Genomic DNA, 13,522 nt, shown 5'->3' with positions numbered 1-13,522 from the left:
CGCGAGGGAGAACCCATGCAGCACAAGGTATCCAGAAGAGCCGCGTGGCTTTCGGCCGCCGCCGCGGCCGTGGTCGTCGGCGGTCTCACGACATTGGCCGGCCCGGCCGCCGAAGGCGCGGCCGTCCCACCCGCTGCGAGCCAGCAGGCCGCCGCCTCGGGCGGTCTGCGCGTCGCCTACTACGACCAGTGGAGCATCTACCAGAACGCCTACTACCCCAAGAACGTCGACGCGCTCGCAGGCAACCTCGACTACCTGATCTACGACTTCGAAAACATCGATCCGGCGAACCTCACGTGCTTCGAGGCCACGAAGGCGAGCGACCCCGACCCCGCCGGCGAGAACAACCCGAACGCGGGCGACGGAGCGGGCGACGCCTTCGCCGACTACCAGAAGTCCTTCGGCTCGGACATCAGCGTGGACGGCACGGCCGACGCGTTCGGCATGCCGATCGTCGGCAACTTCCACCAGCTGCAGGAGCTCAAGGCGCGCCACCCGAACCTCAAGGTGGTGCTCTCGCTGGGCGGCTGGACGTACTCGAAGTACTTCTCCGACGTGGCGGCGACCGACGCGTCGCGCAAGAAGTTCGTGAGTTCGTGCATCGACATGTTCATCAAGGGCAACCTGCCTTCGCAGGGCGGCTACGGCGGCCCCGGCACCGCGGCCGGCATCTTCGACGGCTTCGACATCGACTGGGAGTACCCCGGCTCGAACACCGGTCACCTCGGCAACCACGTGAGCACAGGCGACACGGCCAACTTCACCGCCCTGCTCAAGGAGTTCCGCACCGAGCTCGACGCGTTGGGCGGCAAGCACTACTCCGTCTCCGCCGCGCTGCCGGGCGGGCAGGACAAGATCGCGAAGCTGCAGACCGACAAAATCGGCCAGTACATGGACTTCGCCGACGCGATGACGTACGACATGCACGGCGCGTGGGACGCGACCGGGCCGACGAACTTCCAGGACCCGCTCTACGGTTCACCCAACGACCCCTCGGGCACGATCCCGCCCGGCACCGAGAAGTACACAACCGACTCGGTGATCAAGGCGTACACCCAGGGCTCGTCCGCGTACGGCATCCCCGGCGGCTTCCCGGCGAACAAGCTCACGCTCGGCATCCCGTTCTACTACCGCGGCTGGACGGGTGTGCCCGCCGGTTCGAACCACGGGCTGTACCAGTCGGCGTCCGGGCCCTCGGCCGGGAAGACGCTCAGCGGCAACGTGCCCGGCATCGCGATGTACAAGGAACTGAGCGGGATCGTCGACAACCCGGCGGACACGTTCTACGACCCGACCACGCAGTCGGCGTGGTTCTACGACGGCACGAACTTCTACGGCGGTTCGTCGGCGCAGTCCATCAAGGCCCGCACCGACTACATCCACTGCAACAACCTGGCCGGCGCGATGATGTTCTCCCTCTACGACCTCGATCCCAACGCGACGCTGTTCCACGACGTCGTCAACGGGCTGGCGAGCTCCACGGCCGGCTGCGGCACCACGCCGCCGACCACACCCACCACCCCGACGACCCCGACCACTCCGACGACCCCAACCACTCCGACGTCTCCGCCCACGACCCCGACCACCCCGGGCGGCGGCTCGTGCTCGGCGGCGGCGTGGAGCGCGACGCAGGCGTACACCGGCGGTGCGGTCGTCTCGTACAACGGGCACCAGTGGACGGCCAAGTGGTGGACGCAGGGCGACACCCCCGGCGGCAGCCAGAACGTGTGGACCGACAACGGCGTCTGCTCCGAGGGCGGTAGCCCGACGTCGTCGCCGGGCGGCGCCTGCCCGGCAGCGTGGAGCGCCACGCAGGCCTACAACGGCGGGGCGGTCGTGTCCTACAACGGGCACAAGTGGACCGCGAAGTGGTGGACCCAGGGCGACACCCCCGGCGGCAGCCAGGGCGTCTGGGCCGACAACGGCTCCTGCTGAGCGCAAATCGGCGGCGGGTCGGGATCTCTCACCCTCCAAGAGATCCCGGCCCGCCGCCGACGTGCGTGGTGCTAGTTCCCGGCCGAAGACCCGACGCCCGGCGCCGGCGCCTGGGCGTTGCCGCCGGTGCCGTAGCGGCCGGAGCCGCCGTCGAGCTGCTCGCGCAGGGCCAGCAGCGTCGCGACGCGGCCGGCGGCGGAGTCGACGTTGTCCACAGTGGACAGAATGGACGTCGCGGAGGTGTCCGCGCGCACCACGCCGATCGGGCCGGAGCCGTCGGCGGAACCCGGATCACCGGCGAGCACCGTGCCCGCGCCCGAGCGGTCGAGCTGCGTCGCGAACCGCGCGATCGTGGCCGCGCGGTCGCCCGCGCCCTCCCCCGTCTGCTGCGACCCGGTGAGCACGATCGCCAGCTGCGCCGGCTGCACACCCTGGCTGGGCTTCACAAAACCGCCGTCGGTGAGCCCGCCGAGCGCGGCGGCCAGCTCGTCGCCCGTGGACTGCGGCTTCGCCGTGGACTTGTCCAGCAGCAGCACCGAACCGAGCAGGGCGCCGGCGAGCGTGCCGGAGTCGCCCGCGGTCGGGAACTGCGAGCCGGCCGGCTGCAGGCGCGTGACGACGTCGCGCAGCTGGTCGGCCTTCTCCGGGTCGGTGAAGGAATCCGTGAGCTGCAGCTCCCCCGTGACCGAGGCGCCGGACTGCTGCACGAGCTGCTTGATCGCGTCGCGGTCGGCCGGGCGCGCGTCCTCGGTGGTCACGAGGACAACCGTGCGCTTGTCGAGCGTGCCGGCCACGACCTTCGGGCCCATCGACCCGGCGAACGCGTCCGAGTCGGCCAGGCGCGCGTTGAGCGCGTTGCGCTGCGCCTCGAGGTCGGAGACCTGCGTGCCGAGGTCCTTCTTCTGGTCCGACAGGCCCGAGAGCAGCGAGCCGTTGAGCGCGGTGGAGCCCAGGACCACGCCGACGGCCAGTGCGAGGAAGCACGCCGTGATGGAAACGATGTGGTACCGCAGAGAAATCACGTGAAGAGCCCCTTCACCCAGATGGTGAACGTGGTCCAGGTGTGCTGGATCCAGTCCAGGTAGACGGAGCCGACGTCGGAGACCAGCAGCGCGGCGACCACCACGACGACGGCGGCGAGGACGAGCAGCGCGACGGCGCCCAAGGACACCCGGCTGCGGTGCAGTGTCGCGACGGCCTTGCCGTCGACCAGCTTCGTGCCCAGCTTGAGCCGGGTGAGGAACGTCGACGGGTTCGAGCCCGACCGGCCGTGGTCGAGGAACTCCCGCAGCGTGGCCTGGAACCCGACGGTGACCACGAGGCTCGCGCCGTGGGCGTCGGCCAGCAGCAGCGCGAGGTCCTCGGAGTTGCCCGACGCGGGGAACGTGACCGCGCCGATGCCCAGGTCCTGGATGCGCTCGACACCGGGCGCGTGGCCGTCGGGCTGCGCGGGCACCACGACCTCGGCGCCGCTGCGCAGGGTCGCCGTGCCGATGCCGGTCGGGTCGCCCACGATCACGTCGGGCGTGTAGCCCTGCGCGCGCAGCGTGTCGGCCCCCGCGTCGACGCCGACGAGCACCGGCCGGTGCTCCCCGATGTACTTCTTGAGCCGCTTGAGGTCTTCGGCGTGGCCGTTGCCGCCCGCGACCACCAGCACGTGGCGGTCGCGCATCGGCAGCCGCAGCTCGGGCACGCCGACCCCGTCGAGGATCAGCGTGCGCTCGCGGCGGAGGAACTCGATGGTGTTGGCCGAGAACGCCTCCAGCTGCGTCGACATCCCGGCCTTGGCCTCGATCATCTGGTCGGCGACGCTCTCGGGCGTCTGCTCGTCGCCGGAGGCGATCTGCCGCTCCCCGATGTAGATGCCGCCCTCGTGCACACGGAGCTTCGTGCCGTCCTTGACCGTGCGCAGCAGCTCGCCGCCGACCGAATCGACGAGCGGGATGCCCGCGGCCAGCAGGATCTCCGGGCCCAGGTTCGGGAACCGGCCGGAGATCGACGGCGACGCGTTCACCACGGCGGCGACCTCGGCCTCCACCAGAGCGTCGGCCGTCGCGCGGTCGAGATCGAGCTGGTCGAGCACCGCCACGTCGCCGGCGCTGACGCGGCGCAGCAGCTCCCGGGTGCGGCGGTCGACCCGCGCGACGCCGGTGATGCCGGGGAGGGCTTCGTGGTTTCGCGCGAGCAGACCGGTGAGCTTCATGTGGCTGATGGTGACAAATTTGTGGGTGGGACGAGCGCCGACGCGCCGAAGGGGACGTGACTCATTGTGGTGAGCGGTGTCGCCGTGAGCGTCCGTTCAGGGTTGGATGGTGGGTTCCGCCGCGGCGAACGAGAGGTTCAGCCAAGGACTGGCGGGATCTTGAAGCAGCAGGTGATGGACTCGCACGGCCGAGGTGTACTCCTCACCGAACTCCTCCTCGTCCAGCGCGAGGGCCCGGCCCATGACGTAGCTCGCGGACAGCTCGGCCCATGACTCGTGGTAGCGACGCGCCACCGCGCCGGCCTCGAGCACCATCAGCTCGGCCGTGAGCGGATCGCAGTGACCGACTGCCAGACCCCACCGCGCCATCGCCACCGCACGGGCGACGTCCCACCCGATCGTGGTGCCGACGACGCCGGAGGGTGGCAGCAATTCGTCGGCTCGGAAGCGCTGTTCGTACCGCACGACGCGGCGCAGGACGTCGGTGAGCGCGGGCGCCTGGTCCCGCGCGCCGTTGTCCGCGCACCAGCGCGCCACGAGCTCGGCCCAGGACCACGGATCGAGCCCCGCGCCGTAGCGGGCGCGCAGCACGAGGACGAGGTTGCCGGGCGTGAGCGTGTAGCCGGGGCCGACGAGGTCGTTCATCGCGGCGCGCCAGCCGGCCGCGTCGGACACGCCCCACCAGTCGCGCAGGCCTCTGACTTCGGCGACGTAGTCGTGGTAGCGCGCGTCGAGCACGTTCCACGGCTCGGCGGTGAGCACGGCCTGGTGCGCGCCACACGCGAGCGCGTGGGCCAGCGGGCCCTCGAAGTGCCCGTAGCGCGCGGTGTTGAGCCGCTCGACCTGCTGCTCGACCGCCGTGACGCGGTGCGGGTTCGCGTCGAGCCACGGCAGCACGGCCGAACCGGGCACGCGCCACTCGCCGAGGGTGCCGGCGTTGAACACCACCTGCTCGTCGGCGTCGACCCCGTGCAGGGCCCAGTCGAGGTCGCCGCTGAGGAACACCACGTCGGCGCCGAGGTCGGGCAGGGCGCCGCGCGTGAACAACCGCAGCGAACGCTCGCGGCAGCAGGCTTTGGCCGACGACCAGCCCTGCTCGCTCGCGAGTTTTTCCGCGTCTTCCCGGAGCATCGGCACGAACAGCTCTTCGTCGCCGAGCAGCCCGAGGAACCGGTCGAGATCGCCGTCGCGCCGAGCCCGGGCGAGCTCCGCCTCGACGTCGGCCACCGCGGCCCAGATCATGGAGTGTGGTCAGCCCTTCTTGGCGCGCTTGCGTTTCGGCTCGGCGGCGGCCTTGTCCTTCTCCGCCACGGCGAGCAGCTCCTCGGCGTGGGCGCGGCCGGTCTCCGTGCCGTCCATGCCGGCGAGCATGCGGGCCAGCTCCTTCACGCGGTCGGGCTGCTTCAGCGTCTTCACGCCGCTTCGCGTGACGCCGCCGCTGGTGCCCTTGTCCACCACCAGGTGCTGGTCGGCGAAGGCCGCGACCTGCGGCAGGTGCGTCACCACGAGCACCTGGTGCGTGCGCGCGAGCCGGGAGAGCCGACGGCCGATCTCGACCGCCGCACGCCCGCCGACGCCGGCGTCGACCTCGTCGAACACCAGCGTCCGCACCGTGTCGGCGTGAGCGAGGACCACCTCGATGGCCAGCATCACGCGCGAGAGCTCACCACCGGAGGCGGCCTTGTGCACCGGCAGCGGCGGCGCGCCGTTGTGGGCGCGCAGGAGCAGCTCGACCTCGTCGATGCCGTCCGATCCGGCGTGGACGGCGTGGCCGTCGATCGCGAGCGCCTGGCGGTCGCCGTGCTCAGCGGGCTTCTGCTCGACGGTGATCTCCAGCTCCGCCTGCCCCATCGCGAGACCGGAGAGCTCCTTGGTGATCGCCGATGCCAGCTCGGCCGCGGCCTTGCCGCGCGCCGCCGATACGGCCGTGGCATGGTCGCCCAGCTTCACGGCGAGCTCGTCGCGGCGGCGGGCCAGCTCGGCGAGCGCCTCCTCGGAGGTGTCCATCGACTCGAGCCGGCGGCGGGCGTCGTCGGCCCAGACCAGCACTCCGTCGACGTCGGCCGCGTACTTGCGCGTGAGCCGCTTGAGGTCGGCCTGGCGCGCCAGCACCTTCTCCAGCAGCGCAGGGTCGGCGTCGAGGCCCTCGATGTACCCGCCCAGCTCCGCGCCGACATCGGTGAGCAGCATCGAAGCTTCTTCCAGCCGTGGCACGAGCTCCCGCAGCGCCGAGTCCTCGGCCGAGGCCAGGCGTCGCAAGGCTTCGCCGACGAGGCCGAGCGCACCGGGCGCGTCGGGGTCGCCTTCCTGCGAACCCGAGACCGCGACGTGCGCTTCGGTCGCCGAAGCGCGCAGCTCGTCGACGGCCATCAGCCGCTTGATCTGCTCGGTGAGCTCCACGTCCTCGCCCGGCTCGGGCGCGACGGCGTCGATCTCGGTGAGACCGTGCTTGAGCAGGTCGGCCTGCTGCGCCATCTCGCGCGAGCGGGTAGAGCGCTCGGTGAGCTCGCCGATCACGGCCAGCCACTCCTCGCGCACCTCGCGGTAGGCGGTGAGCGGCTCGCCGACGGCGGGGCCGGCGAACCGGTCGATCACCGCGCGCTGCTCGCTCGGGCGCAGCAGCCGCAGCTGGTCGTTCTGCCCGTGCACGGCGATCACCTGCTCGGACAGGTCCGCCAGCACGCCGACCGGCACGGACCGGCCACCCAGGTGGGCTCTCGACCGCCCGTCGACGGCCACCGTGCGCAGCGCGATCACGCTGCCGTCCTCGTCGATGTCCGCGCCCGCGTCGGTGACGATGCGGCTCGCGGTGTCGGCCTTGTCGAGGGTGAAGCGCCCCTCGACGAAGGCCTTGAGCATTCCGTTCCGGACCTTGGACGCTTCGGCCCGCCCACCGGAGAGCAGGTGCAGCCCGGTCACGACCATGGTCTTCCCGGCGCCCGTCTCACCGGTCACGACGGTGAAACCCGGGTGCAGTTCCAGCAGGGCGTCCTCGATGACTCCGAGGCCCTGGATGCGCATCTCGGCCAGCACGACGCCTACGGTAGCCGCCCCCACCGACCTTCCGTGCGCTCGACCGGTGCTAAACGTTCTTTTCGCTGGTCGAACACCTGTGCGGACGGTTCGGCCCGGGCGTGTCACGGGTCACCTCGCGCACACCCTGCGTTGCGAAGGAGAGCGCCGCACATCGTCGATCACCGCACGCCCGCACCCGCTCAGACCGAGCGGCCGCCGGTGCGCCGTTCGCGCCAGCTGCGCACCGGCAGGCCGAACTTATGCACCAGCCGGTCGGTGAACACGCCATCCCACAGCCGCACGAGCCGCACCGGCCGGCGGCCGCAGACGACGCGCACGAGCGAGCCCGGCGGCATGTCGAAGCTGCGCAGCCCGTCGCAGGTCAGGACGGCGCTATGGCCCGACGGGTCGATGCCGACGGTGATCACGGAGTCGGGCGAGACCACGAGCGGACGCGCGAACAGGGCGTGGGCGTTGCTGGGCACCACGAGCAGCGCCTCGACGTCGGGCCACATGATCGGGCCGCCGGCGGAGAAGGCATACGCGGTGGAGCCGGTCGGCGTCGCGCACAGCACGCCGTCGCAGCCGAAGGACGAGACCGGCCGGCCGTCGACCTCGATCAGCGCGTCGAGCACGCGCTCGCGCGAGAACTTCTCCACGCTGGCCTCGTTGAGGGCCCACGTGCGGTAGAGCTCGACGCCGCCGTGGGTGACGGTGACGTCGATCGTCATCCGGTCCTCGACCTGGTACTCGCGGTCGACGACGCGCTGCACGGCGTCGGCGAGCGCGTCGGAGTCGGCCTCGGCCAGGAAACCGACGCGACCGAGGTTCACCCCGAGCACCGGCACGCCCGCCGGCCGCGCGAGCTCAGCCGCGCGCAGCAGCGTGCCGTCGCCGCCGAGCACGAACACGAGCTCCGCTCCGCGCGCGGGGTCGTCCTGCGGCGCCACGACGGTGCAGGGCATGTCCATACAGCCGTCGGGGTCGATGAGCTGACGCACCTCTTCGTCGGTCACGCGCAGCCGGATCCCGGCCTTCGTGAACCGCGCGGACACCTCGCGTGCGGCCTCCCGCGTGTGGTCCCGGTCCGGGTGCGCCACGAGAAGCACTTCACGTTCACTGGTCACTGGGGTCCTTCCTGGACGGCGGCCCGCACGAGCCGCTCGACACCGTCCACAGTGCCATCGGCGGCCGCGGGTTCGCCCCGATCTTGATGCCGAAGATCTCGCCGCAGCCACACGAAGTACTCGACGTTGCCGGAGGGGCCGGGCAGCGGGCTCGCGACGACTCCGCGCAGCGCGAGCCCCAGCTTCGCGGCTTCGGCGATGACGTCGACCACGGACTGCACTCGCAGCTCGGGATCGCGGACCACGCCGCCGCTGCCGAGGCGGTCCTTGCCGACCTCGAACTGCGGTTTGACCATGGGCACGAGGTCGGCGCCTTCGCGCGCGCAGTCGGCGAGCGCGGGCAGCACGAGCTTGAGCGAGATGAAGGACAGGTCGCCGACGACGAGGTCGACCTGGCCGCCGAGCGTCTCCGGCGTCAGGTTGCGCACGTTCGTGCGGTCGAGCACGACCACGCGCTCGTCGGTCCGCAGGCGCCAGTCGAGCAGGCCGCGGCCGACGTCGGCCGCGATCACGGTGGCGGCGCCGTTGCGAAGCAGCACGTCGGTGAACCCGCCGGTGGACGCGCCGGCGTCGAGGCAGCGGCGGCCCTCGACCGTGAGGCCTCCGGGGCCGAACTTCTCCAGCGCGCCGAGGAGTTTGTGCGCGCCGCGCGAGGCCCAGCCGGGGTCGTCCTCGTCCCTCACCACGATGGGCGCGTCGGACTCGACGCCGGTGGCGGGTTTGGTCGCGACCATGCCGCGCACGGAGACCTTGCCGCCGGTGATCAGGGCCGACGCCTGTTCCCGTGAGCGGGCCAGGCCGCGGCGAACCAGCTCCGCGTCGAGGCGGGCCCGTTTGGGCACGCCGGTCAGACCCTGTCGATGCTGGACAGGGCCACGGTGAGCTCGGTGTGCACGGTTTCGAACCGGTCGACGTGCTCGGCGAGCGGCACCGAGTTCAGGTCGTCGATGCCCGCCACGGCTTCCTCGATCCCCGCGCGGGGATCGATCTGCTGCGGGCCGGGTCCGGGTACCGGCGGAGGGCCAGGGACGGGCCGCGGGACGTTCGGGTGCACGAGCTCAAACTACCAGTCAGGCCAGCCGCAGCCCGGTCAGCGCCGCCTCGGCCGCGTCGCCTTCGGCACGGACCTCGGTCACGCCGCTCGCCCACGCCGCGTGGCACAGCGCGCGCAGCAGGTCGAGGGCTTCTCCGCTGCCGCGCACGATCAGCACGTCGCCGGACGTGATCTCCCAGCCCGGCCGGGGACCGATCTTGAGGTCCTCGGCGCGCTGAGTGAGAGCGGTCAGGTCGGCGGCCAGGTGCGTCGGCCGTTCGGCGGGGATCGCGGTCAGGAGACCGGCGGGCGTCGCGACGCCGGAGAGCACCGCGAGCACGTCCATGCCCGCGGCGACCGCACCGGCGATGTCGGTGTCGAGCCGGTCGCCCACCACCAGCGGCCGGCTCGAGCCGGCCGACCGTGCGGCCGTCTGGAACAGCAGCGGCTGTGGTTTGCCCGCGACGACCGGTTCGGTGTCGGTGGCCGTGCGCAGCGCGGCAACCATGGAACCGTTGCCCGGCAACAGGCCGCGCTCGGTGGGCAGGGTCGCGTCGACGTTGCACGCGACCCACAGAGCACCGGCGCGGATCGCCAGCGCCGCCTCGGCGAGGTCGGCCCACGCGGTCTCCGGCGAGTGCCCCTGCACGACGGCCGCGACGTCGTCGTCGACCTTCCGCACGGTGCCCAGGCCGGCCGTTTCCACTTCGGCGGCCAGCGAGTCCGTGCCCACGACCAGCACGCGCGCACCGGCGGGCAGGCGCTCGCCGAGCACCGCGGCGGCGGCCTGGGCGCTCGTGTGCACCTCGTCGACGGTCGCGTCGAGGCCCAGAGCTTCGAGATGCGCCACCACGTCGGCCGGCGCTTTCGACGCGTTGTTCGTGACATACCGGACGGCCGTGCCGTGCTCCCGCACGGCCCCGACCGCCTCCGGCGCGCCCTCGATCACCTGCGAGCCGTGGTACACGGTGCCGTCCAGGTCGAACAGCACCGCGTCGTAGCCTGCGAGGAGCGCGTCACTCATTCGAGAGCTCCGCCGCCCGCTCGGCGGCGTCGGTCTCGTCTTCGTTGTCGGCCTCGGCGGCGTTGAGGAACCAGCGCACGGCCTCGTCCTTGCGCCCGGCCGCCACGAGGTTGTCGGCGTAGGCGTAGAACAGGCGCGCGCTCCACGGGTCCCGCTTGCTGGGCACCAGGTCCGGCCCCTGCAGCGAGACGACCGACGCGTCCATCTGCCCGAGGTCGCGCCGCGCCCCGGCCGCGACGATCGCGAGCTCGACCTGCGTCGCCTTCGAGAGCTTCGCCGTGTCGGTCTCCTTCGCCAGGTCCAGCGCCCGCTCCGGCCGGCCCAGGGCCCGCTCGGAGTCGGCGATGATGGCGATGTGCTCGTCGCTGCGCGTCATGCGCCGCACGGCCCGCAGCTCCGACAGCGCCTCCTGCCAGTTGCCCGCGTGGTAGGCCGCCAGCCCCAGCGCCTCCCGAACGATCGGCACGCGCGACGCCTTGAGCTTCGCGTACTTCGCGTGCTCCAGCGCCGCCTCAGGGTCGACGTCGATCAGCCCGCCCGCCGCGACCAGGTGCTTCCCGACGGTCTCGGCCAGGCCCTTCGGCAACGTCCGCAGCTCACGCCGCACCTCTTCGTCCAGATCGGAGTACTCGATGCCCTCCGGCAGTTCCGGCGCTTCGAGCAGCTCCCTCGCCAGCGCCGCGTCGTCCAGCGCCTCCGCGCCGGCACGCGTGCCGCGCATCGGGCGCTCGTCCCGGCGCGGCCGTGAGTCGCGGCCCCCGCGCGCGTCGCGATCGTCCCGACGGGGTCGGTCGTCTCGACGGCTGTCCCGGCTGTCGCGGTTGTCCCGGCCCTCGCGGAAGTCACGACGGGGACGGTCGCTGCTGCTGCCGCGGTCGCCTCGGTCGTCGCGAGAGGACCGCTCGCCACCGGTTCGGCGGTCGTCACTCGAGCCGTTGTCGCGAGAGGACGACTCGGCGCGGTCATCGCGCGCCGACACCGCGGTGCCGTCGCCATCGTCTCCGCGGTCCTCGCCCGAGTTGTCACTGCCCGAGTTGCCGCTGTCGCGGTCTTCGCGAACGGACTGCGCGCCACCGTTGCCGTCGTCGCCGCTGTCTTCAGACGAAGCGTGCTCGCGACTGCTGCGGTCACCGTTGCCGTCGCTCTCGGGGGCGTCGTCTCGGTTGTCCCGAGCGGACCGCTCGCCGTCGCGATCGGCCGAGTCGTCGGCCTGCGACCGGTCGACGTCGCGCGAAGCCGGCTCCTCGCGATCGGAGTCGCCGTCATCCGCACGGTCGGCGCACGGCGCGGCGTCGTCCCCATTCGCGTGGTCGCGTGCGGCGTCGCCGTCGGCGGTCACGTCAGAGCGCTCGCCGCGGCCGCTGTCGCCGGGCTTCGAGAAGTCCTCGCGGTCGGCGGTGTCGCCGGCGACGAAGCCGTCGTCGGTGATGTCGAAGTCGTCGTCGGAGGCAGCGCCGCGGGTGTCGGCGCGGTCGAAGCCGCGGGAGTCGCCCGAGTCGCGGCGGTCGCGGAAGCCGCCGCGGTCGTCGCGGTTGAAGGAGCCGCGGTTGTCGCGGGGGCCGTTGTCGCGCGGGCCGTTGTCGCGGCGGTCGGAACTGCGCGGACCGCCCCGATCGTCACGGCGGTCCGAGCCGCCCCGGTAGCCGCCGCGGTCGTCCTTGCGGAAGCCGCTGCCCGAGTTGCGGTCGTTGCGGAAGCCGCCCCGGTCGTCGCGGTCCTTGCGGAAGCCGGAGCCACCACGGTCATCGCGCGAGCCGCCGCTGCGGAAGCCGCGGTCGTCACGGTCCTTCTGGAAGCCACCCGGCCGGCGGTCGTCGCGCGACCCACCGGTGCGCGGAGCACGGTCGTCGCGGTCGCCCCGGTAACCACCCGAGGTGCCCCGGTTGTCCCGGTCGCCTCGGTAGCCGCCCGAGCCGCCCGAGCCGCCGCGATCATCGCGGTCGCCCCGGTAGCCGCCGGAACTGCTGCTGCCGCGGTCGCTGCGGTACCCACCCGCGCTGCCGCCACTGCGGTCGCCACGGAAGCCGCCCGCGCCACCGCCACTGCGGAAGCCGGAGCCACCACGATCGTCGCGCGACCCACCCGCGCTGCCGCCACTGCGGAAGCCGGAGCCACCACGATCGTCACGGGACCCACCCGAGTTGCTGCCCCGGTAGCTCGAGCCACCACGCTCGTCACGCGAGCCCGAACCACTGCCGCCGCGGTAGCCACCGCGGTCGTCACGCGACCCACCTGAATTACCGCCCCGGTAGCCGGAGCCACCGCGGTCGTCACGGAAGCCGGAGCCGCCGCGGTCCTTCCGGAAACCACCGGAATTGCGGTCGTCCCGATCGTTGCGGAAACCGCCACCGCGATTGTCGCGGTCGCCGCGGAAACCGCGGTCGTCGCCACTCGAATCGCGGTTGGGGCGGAACCCACCGGAGCCCCGGTCGTCACGGAAGCCGCCGCGGTTGTCGCGGGGGCCGCCGGAGCCACGGGAATCGCGGGAGCCGCCGCCGGAGCGGTTGTCGTCGCGGAAGCCGCCGGTCGAGCCGCTCGAACCGCGGTCCTCCCAGCGACGCCCGGACGCGGACTTGCCCTGCGGCCGGCCGGAGCGGTTGTCGTAGCCACCGCGCGAGCCGCGGTCGTCAGAGCCCGCGCGCGAGCCGCCGTCGCGGTTGCCGGCGTATCCGCCGCTGCGCTGGTCACGGGGGTTGTCGCCACCCGAGGGGCGGCCCTGGTACCCACCGCCGCGCGCACCGTGCTCGTCCCGCCGGGGGCGTCCCTGGTAGCCGCCGTCACGCCCGCCGCGGTCCTGCCGCGCGCCACGCCGGTCTCCCCGGGGCGCGTCCGACCGGTTGCCGCGGGAGCCCTGGTCGCGGCGAGCCGACCGGCCGGACCCATCATCCTCTGAGTCACGTCGACCGAACTCGGACACCTGGCCTCCTGCCATAGAAAAATCTTGTGTTGTCACGGGCCACCCGCTATGGGGGCCGACTGTCCATCCTACGGGGCCGTTCGGAGCACCCCGCGCGCGCATGGCGCTCCGTCACGGGCGCCGCACAGCACGCGACATAGAGATAGGCCCCGGGAGAACCATGAAGATTCTCAACCGGGGCCTAACCCTGACATTTAGTTCGGCGGCGTCCTACTCTCCCACAACCCTTCGGTTGCAGTACCATCGGCGCTACCAGGCTTAGCTTCCG

At 72.4% G+C, this 13,522-nt stretch carries 10 protein-coding genes; 1 reads left to right on the top strand and 9 read right to left on the bottom strand.

Annotation, left to right across the window (positions count from 1 at the left end; genetic code table 11):
• Positions 1-15 precede the first annotated feature (15 nt).
• Positions 16-1,935 (top strand): glycosyl hydrolase family 18 protein, encoded by a 1,920-nt coding sequence (locus ABZU76_RS11505; RefSeq protein WP_354867656.1) that lies wholly within the window; start codon positions 16-18, stop codon positions 1,933-1,935.
• A 71-nt stretch (positions 1,936-2,006) separates the two neighbouring features.
• Here ABZU76_RS11505 and ABZU76_RS11500 read toward each other — a convergent pair whose 3' ends face one another.
• The 9 genes from ABZU76_RS11500 to ABZU76_RS11460 form a co-directional block, all read right to left on the bottom strand.
• Positions 2,007-2,957, bottom strand: coding sequence for a copper transporter (locus ABZU76_RS11500; protein ID WP_220241935.1), 951 nt, complete (start codon positions 2,955-2,957; stop codon positions 2,007-2,009).
• The gene (steA, locus tag ABZU76_RS11495; protein WP_354867653.1) at positions 2,954-4,138 is read right to left on the bottom strand and encodes a putative cytokinetic ring protein SteA; all 1,185 of its coding nucleotides are present in this window, start codon (positions 4,136-4,138) and stop codon (positions 2,954-2,956) included. Before steA ends, ABZU76_RS11500 begins: the two co-directional genes overlap by 4 nt.
• Positions 4,139-4,234: 96 nt before the next feature.
• Positions 4,235-5,380, bottom strand: a complete 1,146-nt coding sequence (locus ABZU76_RS11490; RefSeq protein ID WP_354867651.1) for a DUF1266 domain-containing protein — start codon at positions 5,378-5,380, stop codon at positions 4,235-4,237.
• A gap of 9 nt (positions 5,381-5,389) precedes the next feature.
• Positions 5,390-7,171, bottom strand: a complete 1,782-nt coding sequence (recN, locus tag ABZU76_RS11485) for a DNA repair protein RecN (protein ID WP_354867648.1) — start codon at positions 7,169-7,171, stop codon at positions 5,390-5,392.
• A gap of 182 nt (positions 7,172-7,353) precedes the next feature.
• Positions 7,354-8,280 (bottom strand): NAD kinase, encoded by a 927-nt coding sequence (locus ABZU76_RS11480; protein WP_354867646.1) that lies wholly within the window; start codon positions 8,278-8,280, stop codon positions 7,354-7,356.
• Positions 8,277-9,122: a TlyA family RNA methyltransferase gene (locus tag ABZU76_RS11475; RefSeq protein WP_354867643.1), complete on the bottom strand. Its 846-nt coding sequence runs from the start codon at positions 9,120-9,122 to the stop codon at positions 8,277-8,279. The genes ABZU76_RS11480 and ABZU76_RS11475 overlap by 4 nt, the downstream gene beginning before the upstream one ends.
• A gap of 5 nt (positions 9,123-9,127) precedes the next feature.
• Positions 9,128-9,334 carry a hypothetical protein gene (locus tag ABZU76_RS11470; protein WP_220241941.1) on the bottom strand — a complete coding sequence of 69 codons (207 nt, stop codon included), beginning with the start codon at positions 9,332-9,334 and terminating at the stop codon, positions 9,128-9,130.
• A 16-nt stretch (positions 9,335-9,350) separates the two neighbouring features.
• Positions 9,351-10,337, bottom strand: coding sequence for an HAD-IIA family hydrolase (locus tag ABZU76_RS11465; protein ID WP_354867641.1), 987 nt, complete (start codon positions 10,335-10,337; stop codon positions 9,351-9,353).
• Positions 10,330-13,254 carry a hypothetical protein gene (locus ABZU76_RS11460; RefSeq protein WP_354867638.1) on the bottom strand — a complete coding sequence of 975 codons (2,925 nt, stop codon included), beginning with the start codon at positions 13,252-13,254 and terminating at the stop codon, positions 10,330-10,332. Before ABZU76_RS11460 ends, ABZU76_RS11465 begins: the two co-directional genes overlap by 8 nt.
• Positions 13,255-13,522 lie beyond the last annotated feature (268 nt).

This window comes from Amycolatopsis sp. NPDC005232 (genome assembly GCF_040607795.1).
In the GTDB taxonomy this organism is placed as follows: Bacteria; Actinomycetota; Actinomycetes; order Mycobacteriales; family Pseudonocardiaceae; genus Amycolatopsis.
This window is presented reverse-complemented; position numbering and strand designations above follow the sequence as displayed.

Bases quoted from the DNA above. Each gene is read 5' to 3' on its own strand.
- ABZU76_RS11505 (WP_354867656.1), top strand. From the start codon at position 16: ATGCAGCACAAGGTATCCAGAAGAGCCGCGTGGCTTTCGGCCGCCGCC.
- steA (WP_354867653.1), bottom strand. From the start codon at position 4,138: ATGAAGCTCACCGGTCTGCTCGCGCGAAACCACGAAGCCCTCCCCGGC.
- ABZU76_RS11490 (WP_354867651.1), bottom strand. From the start codon at position 5,380: ATGATCTGGGCCGCGGTGGCCGACGTCGAGGCGGAGCTCGCCCGGGCT.
- ABZU76_RS11465 (WP_354867641.1), bottom strand. From the start codon at position 10,337: ATGAGTGACGCGCTCCTCGCAGGCTACGACGCGGTGCTGTTCGACCTG.